Annotated in this window: 10 protein-coding genes and 2 pseudogenes; 2 read left to right on the top strand and 10 right to left on the bottom strand. The window is 70.0% G+C overall.

What is annotated here, in order from left to right; translation table 11 throughout:
* Positions 1-42: 42 nt before the first annotated feature.
* The 4 genes and pseudogenes from ACFWDI_RS32985 to ACFWDI_RS33000 form a co-directional block, all read right to left on the bottom strand.
* Positions 43-412, bottom strand: a pseudogene (locus ACFWDI_RS32985) (IS5/IS1182 family transposase); the annotation flags it as partial.
* Between the two features lie 245 nt (positions 413-657).
* Positions 658-1,983: an aromatic acid exporter family protein gene (locus ACFWDI_RS32990; protein WP_385309712.1), complete on the bottom strand. Its 1,326-nt coding sequence runs from the start codon at positions 1,981-1,983 to the stop codon at positions 658-660.
* A 17-nt stretch (positions 1,984-2,000) separates the two neighbouring features.
* A complete protein-coding gene (locus ACFWDI_RS32995; protein ID WP_326654538.1) occupies positions 2,001-2,429 on the bottom strand; it encodes a DUF2267 domain-containing protein in 429 nt (142 codons plus the stop codon).
* 235 nt (positions 2,430-2,664) lie between these two features.
* The gene (locus tag ACFWDI_RS33000) at positions 2,665-4,545 is read right to left on the bottom strand and encodes an MFS transporter (RefSeq protein ID WP_385309714.1); all 1,881 of its coding nucleotides are present in this window, start codon (positions 4,543-4,545) and stop codon (positions 2,665-2,667) included.
* A gap of 89 nt (positions 4,546-4,634) precedes the next feature.
* Between ACFWDI_RS33000 and ACFWDI_RS33005 the strand changes: the two genes are divergently transcribed.
* A complete protein-coding gene (locus ACFWDI_RS33005) occupies positions 4,635-4,919 on the top strand; it encodes a hypothetical protein (RefSeq protein WP_385309806.1) in 285 nt (94 codons plus the stop codon).
* Between the two features lie 542 nt (positions 4,920-5,461).
* On the opposite strand, the pseudogene ACFWDI_RS33010 reads toward ACFWDI_RS33005, so the two are convergent.
* From ACFWDI_RS33010 to ACFWDI_RS33025, 4 genes and pseudogenes are all read right to left on the bottom strand, one after another.
* A pseudogene (locus ACFWDI_RS33010) lies at positions 5,462-5,608 on the bottom strand (transposase family protein); the annotation flags it as partial.
* A gap of 57 nt (positions 5,609-5,665) precedes the next feature.
* Positions 5,666-6,049: a universal stress protein gene (locus tag ACFWDI_RS33015; protein ID WP_385309716.1), complete on the bottom strand. Its 384-nt coding sequence runs from the start codon at positions 6,047-6,049 to the stop codon at positions 5,666-5,668.
* A 275-nt stretch (positions 6,050-6,324) separates the two neighbouring features.
* Positions 6,325-6,774, bottom strand: coding sequence for an Hsp20/alpha crystallin family protein (locus ACFWDI_RS33020; protein ID WP_385309718.1), 450 nt, complete (start codon positions 6,772-6,774; stop codon positions 6,325-6,327).
* 403 nt (positions 6,775-7,177) lie between these two features.
* Positions 7,178-8,374 carry a PP2C family protein-serine/threonine phosphatase gene (locus ACFWDI_RS33025; RefSeq protein WP_385309720.1) on the bottom strand — a complete coding sequence of 399 codons (1,197 nt, stop codon included), beginning with the start codon at positions 8,372-8,374 and terminating at the stop codon, positions 7,178-7,180.
* 844 nt (positions 8,375-9,218) lie between these two features.
* Here ACFWDI_RS33025 and ligD point away from each other — a divergent pair.
* The gene (ligD, locus tag ACFWDI_RS33030) at positions 9,219-10,241 is read left to right on the top strand and encodes a non-homologous end-joining DNA ligase (RefSeq protein WP_385309722.1); all 1,023 of its coding nucleotides are present in this window, start codon (positions 9,219-9,221) and stop codon (positions 10,239-10,241) included.
* 131 nt (positions 10,242-10,372) lie between these two features.
* Here ligD and ACFWDI_RS33035 read toward each other — a convergent pair whose 3' ends face one another.
* Both ACFWDI_RS33035 and ACFWDI_RS33040 read right to left on the bottom strand, forming a co-directional pair.
* On the bottom strand, positions 10,373-11,002 hold the full coding sequence (locus tag ACFWDI_RS33035; RefSeq protein ID WP_385309724.1) for an MBL fold metallo-hydrolase: 630 nt from the start codon (positions 11,000-11,002) through the stop codon (positions 10,373-10,375).
* Positions 11,002-12,087, bottom strand: a complete 1,086-nt coding sequence (locus tag ACFWDI_RS33040; protein WP_385309726.1) for an S-(hydroxymethyl)mycothiol dehydrogenase — start codon at positions 12,085-12,087, stop codon at positions 11,002-11,004. The genes ACFWDI_RS33035 and ACFWDI_RS33040 overlap by 1 nt, the downstream gene beginning before the upstream one ends.
* Positions 12,088-12,178: the final 91 nt, after the last annotated feature.

Genomic DNA, 12,178 nt, shown 5'->3' on the forward strand with positions numbered 1-12,178 from the left:
CGGGGCGTGCGTTCGTCCGCTGGTTCGTGTTTGATCCCAGGCTTATGTGTCTCGCCAGTTGGGGGTGGATCCGGCGGTGAGTCTGCGGCTCATCAGGTCGATCATCGCGAGGTGGAATATGGCTTCGGAGCTGGCGGGCAGGGTCTCGTAGTCGCGGGCCGGACGGCGGTGGAACATTCGTCAGCCCAAGGTCCTCTCCACAGCCCACCGCCTCGGCGACGGAGTGAATCCCCTGGTGGTGGGCGGTCGTTGGACCGATTTCCATGTCTATGCCGGGGCGGGTGGCGTGTTCGACGAGGTGCCGGCGGTAGCCGCCGGCGACCCATGCCCTACGGGGGGTGGGGTGGGCGGCGGCGACCTGGTCGACGAGGTGGGTGCCGGCCACGGAGTCCGGCACGCTCGCGGCGGTGACGGGCTCGTGAGGATCAGCCGTCAAGGAGGTCCGCTCCCTCCGCGCCGTTGCCAGTGGCCGGCGTCAGCGCGACGCCCTCCGACGATCCGGGCTGGAGCCCTCAAAGAAGACTGGCGGGCGCTGCCCTCGCCATCGGCAACGTAGCCGATCACACGATCGGGCTGATGACCTTCGTGGTCCGAGCCGCCCCCGGGGATCACCTCTGACAAGACCTCCGAGTCTGCTGAGCGCGCGAAACGGCGAGGTTAGCCGTTGGCCGCCTGCCCTCCGCCCTCGGCCGTCCCCGGCCGGCGTCGCAGGCGCCGGCGGACCAGGTCGTCCGCGGTGCGTACGCTCGACCCCAGTCGGCGCATCAGGACTCCGGCGGTTCCGGCGGCCTGGGCGCGCCACGCCTCCCGGATCCGTGCCTCGCGGCGGCGGCCCCCCTCGGCCGGCAGCCGGATCCGCCGCTCCACGTCCAGCTCGTTCATCAGCCGCTCCGCGTGCGCCAGCAGCGCCCCGTACAGCTCCCACGCGTTGGGCTCGCGCTCCGACTCCGACAGCAGCTGTGCCGCGATCCGGTCGCGTTCCGCACGGGCGCCCTCCAGCGCCCGCACGAGCTCGGTCTTCACGGGCGCGGTGTCGGGCCCCACGCGCGGCTCCGCAGTGGCGGCGACCGTGGCGAGGACGAGACGGCCGAAGCACTCGGCCGCGTCGGCGAGGTGGCGCAGCAGCTGCCGCAGCCCCGCCGCCAGCTCCCCGGAGTACAGCGGTCTGTCGGCCCCGTGCAGTTCCGCGAGCTCGGTGAGGGAGCGGCAGAACGAACGCACGCCCACCACACAGTGTTCAAGCGTGTCGAGGCCGCTGCGCAGGACCAGCCGCGCCCCGAGTGCCTGCCGTCCCCGCGGGTTGAGCCGCAGGCTCTCCTCCGCCCTGGCCAGCGCGGCATCCACGTCGGCGGTCTGGTGGTCCAGCTGGCGCGCCTCCTCCACCCACTCCGCCGCCTGGGCGGCGGAGGCTCCCCGCGGCAGCCCGTCGGCGATTCGGAGCAGCAGGACCCGCAGCCGCTCGGCCAGGTCCCTGATCGCCTCGCCCGCCGGCTGGACGTACACCGGAGGGGCGACCAGCACATTGAGCAGGACACCCGCGGCGGCGCCGATCAGGGTCTCGACCACGCGGCCGACCGCCTGGGTGGGCTCCCCGCCGACGCCGAGCACGAGCATCCCGGTGATGGCCACCTCCTCCACCCACGGGGCGAGGTGCAGCAGGTGGCCGACGGTGAGGCAGGCCAGGACGAGCAGCCCGAGGCTCCACCATGTCAGCCCCACGACGTCGGCGAAGACGACCGCGATCAGCACCCCTGCGACCACGCTGGCGATCCGCCGGATCCCCGTGGTGAGCGTCGCGTACAGAGTGACCTGCACGACGAGCACCGCGGTCAGCGGGGCCAGCAGCGGCTGCGGGTTCTCGGACAGCCACAGCCCCGCGAGGTAGGCGAGGACCGCGGCGACGGTCGAGCGCAACGTCTGGACGACGACGGGCTCCTTGCGTCGCCTGATCAGGCCCACCACGGGGGCCGGGGGCGCGGGCACCGTACCGGTTTGCACGGTTACGGCAGGACTGTCGCCAGCGACTTGGGCATATGGGCCTTGAGGGCCCCCCACTCACCTTCGCTGACGTGGCCCTTCAGTACTTCGAGGACGGTGTGTACCAGCTCCTCGGTGCCTCCCTCGACCGCGTAGGGGAACTCCTCCCTTACCCGTGCCAAGAACTCTTCCCGGTTCATCTTCACGGGCGTTTCCGCGGGCTTCCAGCCGTCGTAGTAGACGCCGCGTATCAGCGTGGGAAGCTGCGCGCCGAAATGTGCGGTCTCGTCGACCGACAGCCGGTCCCGCAGGGCGTGCAGCACCCCGCGCAGGGCGGCGTACGACTGGTTCCGGCGCTCCTTGGGCCAGCCGAAGGCCTGCTCGATCTCCTTCAGGAGCCGGTTGGCCTTGTCGACCATGGTGTCGAACGAGGAAAAGCCTGTCGCGACCATGTTGTGGTCCTTTCGCGTCCGCGGCGGCACGGCACGGGGAGTGGTGGAGCAGCCCCGGGGCGGGTGGAACTCCGGGCCCGTGCGGTCTCGGCCGTCGCTGTGCTGGTTGTCGGTAATCCCGGTGGGCGGAGGCTTTGCGTGCCCCGCCCCCGCCCACCGGGACGGATTGCCCGTGGACCGCGCCGGCTGGGGTCACCCACCCGGGGCGCGGCCACCGTGTTCCGCCGGGTCCGGTTCACCGGCCCCGAGGACCGTAGGTGTCGTCGCCCAGGTGCTTGGCGCGCGCCTCCCTGACCGCTTCGCGCAGTGTCCTGCGGAAGCGCCCCGGGCCCCACGACCGGCCGCCGACGGCCTGTTCGAGCTCCTCTCGGCTGATCGGTCCGCGCGCCGCGAGGGTCCTGGCGACCTGCTCGATCTCCTCGTCGAGCCGCCGTTCCGCCATGGCTGCCGACCGGCTCGACGTACCGGCGGTGCCGACCATGCCCGGCGAGTAGAACGAACTGCCCGTTCCGGGCCGGTAGCGGTTGACTCCCGCGCGCTCGCGCTCCTGGCGGCGGGCGGTGCGTTCGGCGACCCGCAGGTCCCGCTCGCGTTCCGCACGACGCACCTCCTCCGGCCGGCCGCGCTCGCGCAGGGACTGCGGGGAGGGCTCGTTGCGGGCGTCCGCCTCGGCCTCCTCGGCGGTGAGGGGCAGGGCGATGTTCTCCAGGGACTGCTGCTCCGCCCGGACGCCGAAGAACACCTCGGCCAGTCCTCCGAGTGCCATGGCCACCGCTCCGATGATGAAGCCGAGAGCGACGAGTGCGGCGTCACCGCTGTGGATGAAGTGGCCGAACAGCAGCGGTCCGGTGATACCGCCGACGCCCGTGCCCACCGCGAAGAACAGCGAGATGGACAGCGCACGGGTCTCCATGGGGAACACCTCACTGACCGTCAGGTAGGCGGAACTCGCTCCCGCGGAGGCCACGAAGAAGGTCAGTGACACCAGCAGGAAGAACCACCACGCCGTGAGCGAGCCGTTGATCAGCAGGATCGCCAGCACGACGGCGACGGCGGCGGAGCCGAAGTAGGTGCCCGCGATCATCGGAATCCGGCCAACGGTGTCGAACAGTCGGCCGAGGAGGAGCGGTCCGAGGAAGTTGGCGACCGCGAAGATGGCCATGAAGTACGGGACGGAGCCCGACTCCACGTCGAAGAAGCCGCTCAGAATCGTTCCCAGGTCGAAGACAATCGCGTTGTAGAGGAACGCCTGCCCGATGAAGAGCGCCAGCCCGAGGACCGCGCGGCGCGGGTACCGCTTGATGGCGACCCGTGCGATCTCGGTGAAGGGGATGACGTCCCGCTGCCGGACGGTGATGGCCTCACCGGGCTCCGGCAGGTGCTGGCTGGTCTCCTCCCGCACTTCGGCCTCGATCTGCTCCACGATGCGTTCGGCCTCCTCCTCCCGCCCGTGGATGAAAAGCCAGCGTGGGCTCTCCGGGACGTGCCGGCGCACCACCATGATGCCCAGCCCGAGGATGCCGCCGAGGCCGAAGGCCAGCCGCCAGCCGAGATCCGCCGCGAGGAGGTCCGTGTCCAGGAGCGCCAGGGCAGCCAGGCTGCCGATCGCGGCGCCGACCCAGTAACTGCCGTTGATGGCCAGGTCTACCTGGCCGCGGTTGCGGGCCGGGATCAGCTCGTCGATGGCCGAGTTGATAGCGGCGTACTCACCGCCGATGCCCATGCCGGTCAGGAACCGGAAGAGGAAGAGGTACCAGGCCTCCTGGGAGAACGCGGTCGCGACCGTGGCGAGGATGTAGATCCCCAGCGTCAGCATGAACAGCTTCTTGCGGCCGTAGCGGTCCGTGAGCCGGCCGAAGAGCAGCGCGCCGAAGCAGGCACCCGCCACATAGATCGCGGCGGCGGTGCCGATGTCTGCGCTGGTGATCGAGATGCCGCTGCCCGGCTCGGTCATCCGGGAGGCCACCGCACCGACGATCGTCACTTCCAGGCCGTCGAGAATCCAGACGGTCCCGAGGCCGATCACGATCCGCCAGTGGAAGCGGGACCACGGCAGCCGGTCAAGGCGCGCCGGAACCTTCGTGGTGACCGTGCGCAGTTCATGGGGGGTGGTCATGGCGTTCCTCCCCGTCCCGCACATCGCCACATCGGAGGAAGAGCGGGCGAACAGGCTGGAACGCGCCGCTCCGCATAGAGTGGGTCTCCATGTTGAGCTGCCGTCTTCTCGGACATCGCTTTCGCTTTCTCAGCGACGCCGACACGATGCGCTGGCAGTGCGCCCGTGGATGCGGCGCCGGGGGCTCCAAGCGATATCCGACAGCGGAGGACGCGAAGCGCTACGCGCGGGCCTTCGACCGCGAGGACCGCGAGGACCTGGGACGCCGGGCTCCGCTCGTCGGTCTCTTCCCGCTGCGCCTGATGCGCGCCCTGAGGATCCGCCGTGAGGAGAAGTCCGAAGCGGGGTCCGGCGCGGAGCGCCGGTCGCACTGACACGCTTCGGGGCTTCGCGTTGCGGCGCGGGTACACCCCGCGTCGCGGCCACGATCCGCGGCGCCGAGCACGTCGGACAAGGGGGTCGTCGTACATGGCCTCACCTCGAGCTCTGCTAGAAGCTCGCGCGGTCCGCGGCCCACGGGGGACCGGTCGGAGAACCGCGGCGCACAGGGGGTGACGGCCAGCGTCCATTTTAGGGCATTTCGACATGAAGTGGACCACTGCTCTCCCCGGGCTTGCGGGGGGCGCCCCAGCGGGGCTCGGAGCGGCCGACGGGCGCGGGGACGCGAGATCGGGAGCGGGATCCTGCTCTCCGAGGTCCAGCAGCGGGGAGGGCTTTCACCCCGCAGGCGGAAGTACGGGACGGGGTGCGTTTGCCATGGTGGCGGCAGCGACATGAACCGCGTACGTCGTCTTCGATCGGGCCGGTCGGCGTCATTGACGGCCATCCACCGGGGCGGCCCGCACGGCGCCCGGGTACAGGCGCCGGCGGTCCGGTCGAGAGGGGTTCGCGCTCGTCGGCGCGGCTGGCGTGGCTGGCGCGGCTGCGGGGCATCGGCCGCCCGCTCGCTGAACGCCAGCAGCGAGGTCGCACCGGTCAGCACCGCGCAGGCAGCCAGCGCCAGCACGTACACCAGGCCATGTCGCAGGCCGCGCGGCTTGCGGGGATCGGGAACCTCAGCCAACCGGGCCAGCAGCCCGGGCAGTTCATGTTCAGCCAGGACAACCGCTCAACCCGGCGACTACGTCGAAGCCCTGGGCACGGGTCTCACCGACTGTGTGGACTTCCCCGGACCATGAGGCCCTGACGTGGCATCAAGCTCCCGTCCTGGATCGGCCGGACGCCCCTGGACAGTCGCTATGACCTGTGCCGTGTTGCAGACCATGACGCGCTCGCGGACCTCGATCCCCTCCGGCTTGTCCGCGAGCGTGTCCTTGACCGCCTGGGTGAGCACATCGCGCGCGGTGGCCTCGAAGTCCGCCACCATCGGCGGGGTGACCACGCCATAGAACGCCGGAACCTCCCATGCGATCACCGCATCCACCGGACCACCCGACGACTGGGCCGGCTTTACCGCCCACCGCAGCGCTGCCTTCGACGAGGGTGAACCGTCGACTCCGACCACGATCCGCCGAAGTGTGATGTCTTCGAAGCCTGCCGCCCCTCTCTCCCAGAAATTGTCGTTGTCTAGGTCGTTGCTGGTCAGCGGCCCGTCCAGATGGCGTGGCCGCCGTCACTCATTGCAGCGGTTCCGCTACCAGGCGGGCGTGCCGGGGAGCGGCCTCCCGTATCGGCCGGTGAAGCCGCCTTTTTCGGCGAGGCTGGCACCATGGGCCGAAGAGGGCCCCGGAGCACTGTCGCGCCGGGGCCGTGAAGCGACCAGCCGCCCGGAGAGGGTGGTCAGCCGGTGATCTCGACGCGCCGCGGCCTGGACTTCTCGGCCTTGGGCACGCGTACGGTCAGGACCCCGTCGGCAAGTTCGGCGGTGACGTGGTCGGTGTCGGCATCGGAGGGCAGGGCCCACCGGAAGTCGAACCGGCCGAAACGGCGGGTCTGCCGGTGCAGCACGCCGGAGCGTTCCTTCTCCTCGACCTCGCCGTGGACTGCCAGCTGGGAATCGGTGACATCCACCGTGATCCGGTCCTTGCTGACGCCGGGGAGCTCGAGTTCGATCTGGTAGGCGTCCTCGGTCTCCTCCTCGTCGGTCGGCGGCACCCAGGCGTCGGCGAGCCCACCGCCGCCGGGAACGGCTGACCGCCACAGCTGTCCGAGACGGTCGAAGTGGTCCTCGAACTCGCGGAAGGAATCCCACAGCGCGGGCAGTGCCTCGCGACGGACATTAAGCATCATGTTCGATCATCTCCTTCCGAAAAGCATCTGCTCGTGTCATGCACGCGAAGTTGCCACTCGGAAGACCTCCTGATCGAGGCCTCTTGCTGTTGTATTTCCACCCTTTTCTTCGTCTATTCCTCCGTTCCTGGCCGCCGGCCGCGGCTATCCGCCGTTGTCCAGGTGGTGATGGCGAGCAGGGAGCGGCGCGAGCCCTGGTCGTTGGCTTAGGCCTCGCGGCGCTGCACCTGTCCCGGCGGGGGCCGCCGCTGTCCCACGCCTCGGCCGGCGGCATCGTACGGGCAATGTCGAGCCCAGGCGGTACCGGTGGCACGCTGGCGGCCAATCGGCTGCGGCAACCGGCTGCCGGCCTCCCAGGGCTATAAGCGCCGCTCCACCCACCAGGTGTCATGGCCGCGTCGGCTCACTGGCCGGGCGGCTGCCATTCGATCATCAGAATCGTGGCGTCGTCGCTGAGTTCGTTGTGCCGATGACCGAGGATCGCGTGGATGAGCAGGCGGAGCACCTCCGGGGCGTTCTGCCCGGCGGCGGTCGACCGGATGATGTAGTCGGTGAAACGCTCCAGGCCGAATTGCTCCCCGCTCTCGTCGCGCGACTCCACGACGCCGTCCGTGTAGAGCAGTATCCGGTCACCGGGTTCGAGGCTTGTCTCGTGCACCTGCCGGGGGCCGCCGGCCAGGCTGGCGGGCAGACCCAGCGGAGGCTCGGAAGCCCGCTCCAGGGTCTTGTCAAGCAGGCGCTGGCCGCGGATGAGCAATGGCGCCGGGTGACCGCAGTTGGACCAGTGCAGCACGCCGGTCGGCATGTGCAGCTGGGTGAAGATGCCGGTGCAGAACTGGTCCGGAAGCCACTTCGCCAGCGCCTGGTCGACGGTGGCGACGAGTTTGGCCAGGTCCGCGCCCGTGCGCCGGGCGTTGCGGCAGCCCGCCATGGCCACGGAGGTGGCAAGGCCCGACGCCAGGTCGTGGCCCATCGCATCGAGGATCGTGGCGTGCAGAAAGTCCTCGGTGAATGAATGGTCGAAGGCGTCGCCGCCCAGCTCGTACGCAGGTTCCAGGACCGCGGTCGACACTACCCGGCCGGTACCGATCGAGCGCGGGGGGAGAAAAGCCCTGAGCATCTCCGTGGGCAGTTGCATCGTTCGGGTCCGCATGCGTTGCGCGAAGGTGTCGCTGTAGGTGCGCTTGGAAGTAATGACCAAGGCGAGGAGCGACGCTATCGTCCGGCAGCGCCAGAGTTTGACCCCGTCCAGTGTCTCCATGCGGAGTTCCAGGACTCCCAGCCGCTCCGCTCCGTCGACCAGCGGCAGCCATAGGGTCAGCCCGCCGGACGTGTCTTCCTCCACCCGCAGGGAGTTTGTCCGGTAGGCCCATCCGGCCAGGGAAGCGTCGACGTCCAGGTCCGGCTCGCCTTCGACCAGCGGCAGCAGCACTCTCTGCTGGAGATCGGCCAGGTAGACGATGGCACGGCCCATACCCATGGCCTCGGCATATCGCTCCAGGACCGTCGGCAGTTCCGCAGGTGACGCCTGCTGGGCGGTCCTGACCAGCGCCTCCAGCAGCCGTTCACCGGCTCCGGCCGACACGCTCGCACCTGCCATCCGATCACCCCTGCCGCCCGAGTCACCACCCCGAACGCCCGCACCTTGAGGTAGCCGGCCTGCTGCGTTCACCTGGGTGGGGCGGCCGGGCAGGCGGCGTACGCGCGCCGCATCGGGGACGCAGCGGATGCGGGCGCAGCCTGCGCCGTGGTGCCGTCCGGCCCTCCACCAGTCTGCTCCAGCCGGCGCCCGATCGCGCCCCGAGCATGGGCCTGCTATCTGCCGCCGCGATGTGGCAGGAAGCGTCAGAGGGACCGATCCTGCTGATCAACACAAGCCGCTACCGAGGCGACGCACTGATCGTCACCAAGACCGGACCCCGCACGGCTTCGGCGGCCTGGTCGGCGGTCAGGCGGTCGTCGAGCCAGGTGACCAGTGACTGGACGCCAGGCGATCTCCACCCACTCCTTGACAGGGCCTCGCATGGCGACGCACCCGGAGCGAACCTGGGAGTGGGCAGTATGAAACCTCGCGGAGGTACCCATGAGCACCAGCCTCCTGCGCATCGTGGTCGGCGGAGGCTACACCGGCTCCGCCGCGCACAACGTCGCCGCCTCCTGCGGCCGCGGCGACCGCAGCCCCGGAGCCCCGGAGCCCTTGCATGATGGACGGGCAGGACCGTCAGCAGCTCCTGCCCGAAACTATCAAGCGGAGGGCGGCCGACCATGAGTCAGCATGTTCACGTCCGCTTCAACCACGGCCTGGCAGTGTCCGAGGACGGCGATCTGATCGAGCAGTCCGCTGCCGGTGCGGCGCCACCTGGACCAGGACGTTCCAGGCAGCGGAGGGCGATCCCGAGCCTTGACTCTCCGAGGCGGGCATCCGGGCCCGGAAGGAGGCGGCCATGAGTGCCGGACTGCTGGACCGGCTGCCCGTGGAACAACGAGACCGCCTGCGCTGCCCGCCACCGGACGGGCACGCTGTGGACCGGCCGATGCTGGCCGTGCTCAGCGACCGGCGGACCTTCGACGGTGGCTGGCTCTTCGAACGCAAACTGGACGGCGAACGTGCCCTCGGACTGCGCGGCCATGACCGCGTTCAGCTCCTCTCCCGCAGTGGCCTGCCCCTCAATTCCACCTACCCCGAGCTCGCGGCCGCCCTGGCGGAGCAGGAGTGCTCCGACTTCACCGTGGACGGCGAGATCGTCGCACTCCGCGACGGCCGCACCGACTTCTCCCTCCTGCAACGAAGGATGCACCTCACCGACCCGCGCACGGCCCTGGCCAGCGGGGTCCCCGTCGTCTACTTCGTGTTCGACCTGCTCCGGCTGGACGGCTGCGACACCACCCGGCTGCCGCTGCGCACCCGGAAGCAACTGCTGCGCAGCGCCTTCGAGTTCCGCGGACCGCTGCGCTTCACGCCGCACCGCAACCATGGCGGGCAGGAGCTACTGGAGCAGGCGTGCGCCCGCGGCTGGGAGGGGCTGATCGCCAAGCGCGCCGACTCGGTCTACGTCGCCAGACGGTCGTCCGACTGGCTCAAGCTCAAGTGCGCCGCCGGGCAGGAGTTCGTCATCGGCGGCTTCACCGAGCCAACCGGCAGCCGGGCCGGCTTCGGCGCGCTGCTGCTGGGCTACTACGACGGCGGGCGCCTGCGTTACGCAGGCAAGGTCGGTACCGGCTTCGACCGGGCCACCCTGCTTGACCTGCGCCGCCGCCTGGAGGCTCTGCGGCAGTCGCGTTCCCCGTTCGAGGCGGGGCCCGAGATACGGGAACGCGGCGCGCACTGGGTGCGTCCGGAGCTGGTCGCCCAGATCGGCTTCACCGAGTGGACCCGAGACGGCAGGCTGCGGCACCCCCGCTTCCTCGGCCTCCGATTCGACAAGAAGCCCACCGACGTGGTGCGCGAGGTGCCCGCCTCCGGCTGACGGCCGAGAGGGACGATCGACGAACACCTCTACAAGGAGACCTCCCGCGGAGGCCTCGCGGTCAACGTCATCGAGTGCTGACCCGATGGAATGCCGACGCGAAGCCGACGCGAGGCGGTCAGAACCCGCAATCAGAACCCACGGTCAATCCACTCCTGCACATGCGGGGCCTCGGCGGCGATGGTGGTCATGTCCCCGTGGCCGGTGTGCACGACGGTGTCGTCCGGCAGTGCCAGCAGCCGGTCCCGGATCGACTCGATGATGGTGCCGAAGTGGCTGTACGACCGTCCCGTCGCCCCCGGCCCGCCCGCGAAGAGCGTGTCACCGCTGAAAAGGGCGTTCAGAGCGGGCGCGTACAGGCAGACCGCTCCGGGGGCGTGGCCGGGGGTGTGCAGCACCGTCAGATCGACACCCGCAACCGTGATGATCCGGCCGTGGGCCAGTTCACCGTCGGGCAGCCGCTCGGGATGGGTCTGCTTCCACAGCGGCAGGTCGTCCGGGTGCAGCAGGATCGGAGCGCCGGTCCGGTCGGCGAGCACCGGGGCGGCGTCGATGTGGTCGTTGTGGGCGTGCGTGCAGACGATTGCGCGAAGCGCCCGGCCCCCGAGCGCGGCCACGATGGCGTCGGCGTCGTGCGCGGCGTCGATGACGATCGCCTCGCTGTCGTCGCCGACCAGCCACACGTTGTTGTTCACGTCCCAGGTGCCGCCGTCCAGGGAGAACGTTCCGGACGTGACCAGTCGTTCGACGCGCGCGGACATCACAGGACCACCACCGAACGCAGCACGTCGCCGTGATGCATCCGCTCGAAGGCCTTCTCGACATCGTCCAGCGCGATGGTCTCGGTCACAAACGCCTCCAGATCCAGGCGACCCTGCAGATGGAGGTCGATCAGCATCGGGAAGTCGCGGCTCGGGAGGCAGTCCCCGTACCAGGACGACTTGAGCGCTCCGCCGCGTCCGAAGACGTCCAGCAGCGGCAGCTCCAGTTTCATCTGCGGGGTCGGCACCCCCACCAGGACGACGGTCCCGGCCAGGTCGCGGGCGTAGAAGGCCTGTTCGTACGTCTCCGGACGGCCGACGGCCTCGATGACGACGTCCGCGCCGAAGCCGCCGGTCAGTTCGCGGACCGCCTCCACCGGATCGGTCTCCTTGGAGTTGACGGTGTGTGTGGCGCCGATCCTCTTCGCGGTGGCCAGCTTCCGCTCGTCGATGTCCACCGCGATGATCTTGGCCGCGCCTGCGAGCCGGGACCCGGCGATCGCCGCGTTGCCCACGCCGCCGCAGCCGATGACGGCGACGGAATCGCCGCGTCCGACGGCGCCGGTGTTGATCGCTGCGCCGATGCCCGCCATCACACCGCAGCCCAGGAGCCCGGCGACCGCGGCCGACGCCCTCTCGTCGACCTTTGTGCACTGCCCGGCTGCCACCAGCGTCTTCTCGGCGAAGGCGCCAATGCCCAGGGCCGGGGACAGCTCGGTACCGTCGGTGAGGGTCATCTTCTGCTTGGCGTTGTGGGTGTTGAAGCAGTACCAGGGCCGCCCCCGCAGACAGGCCCGGCACTGCCCGCAGACCGCACGCCAGTTCAGGATGACGAAGTCGCCGGGTTCGACCTCGATGACGCCCTCGCCGACCGCCTCGACCCGGCCCGCCGCCTCATGGCCGAGCAGGAAGGGGAAGTCGTCGTTGATGCCGCCCTCGCGATAGTGCAGATCGGTGTGACAAACCCCGCAGGCCTCGACTTTCACCAGCACCTCACCCGGGCCGGGGTCAGGCACGATGATCGTTTCCAGGCTGACGGGGGCGCCCTTCCCCCGCGCGACAACAGCACGGACCTGGTGAGTCATGGCCACTCCTCAGCTGATACGAATCCACGGGGTACGCGTTGCTTATTACGGCACGCACCTCATGTGCCGCAACAACAGCATCATGGAGGGC

Origin of the sequence: Streptomyces sp. NPDC060064, assembly GCF_042736455.1 — a bacterium.
GTDB lineage: Bacteria > Actinomycetota > Actinomycetes > Streptomycetales > Streptomycetaceae > Streptomyces.

Coding starts and splice junctions, on each gene's coding strand:
- ACFWDI_RS32995 (WP_326654538.1), bottom strand. CDS start 2,429: ATGGTCGCGACAGGCTTTTCCTCGTTCGACACCATGGTCGACAAGGCC.
- ACFWDI_RS33000 (WP_385309714.1), bottom strand. CDS start 4,545: ATGACCACCCCCCATGAACTGCGCACGGTCACCACGAAGGTTCCGGCG.
- ACFWDI_RS33005 (WP_385309806.1), top strand. CDS start 4,635: ATGTTGAGCTGCCGTCTTCTCGGACATCGCTTTCGCTTTCTCAGCGAC.
- ACFWDI_RS33020 (WP_385309718.1), bottom strand. CDS start 6,774: ATGATGCTTAATGTCCGTCGCGAGGCACTGCCCGCGCTGTGGGATTCC.
- ACFWDI_RS33025 (WP_385309720.1), bottom strand. CDS start 8,374: ATGGCAGGTGCGAGCGTGTCGGCCGGAGCCGGTGAACGGCTGCTGGAG.
- ligD (WP_385309722.1), top strand. CDS start 9,219: ATGAGTGCCGGACTGCTGGACCGGCTGCCCGTGGAACAACGAGACCGC.
- ACFWDI_RS33035 (WP_385309724.1), bottom strand. CDS start 11,002: ATGTCCGCGCGCGTCGAACGACTGGTCACGTCCGGAACGTTCTCCCTG.
- ACFWDI_RS33040 (WP_385309726.1), bottom strand. CDS start 12,087: ATGACTCACCAGGTCCGTGCTGTTGTCGCGCGGGGGAAGGGCGCCCCC.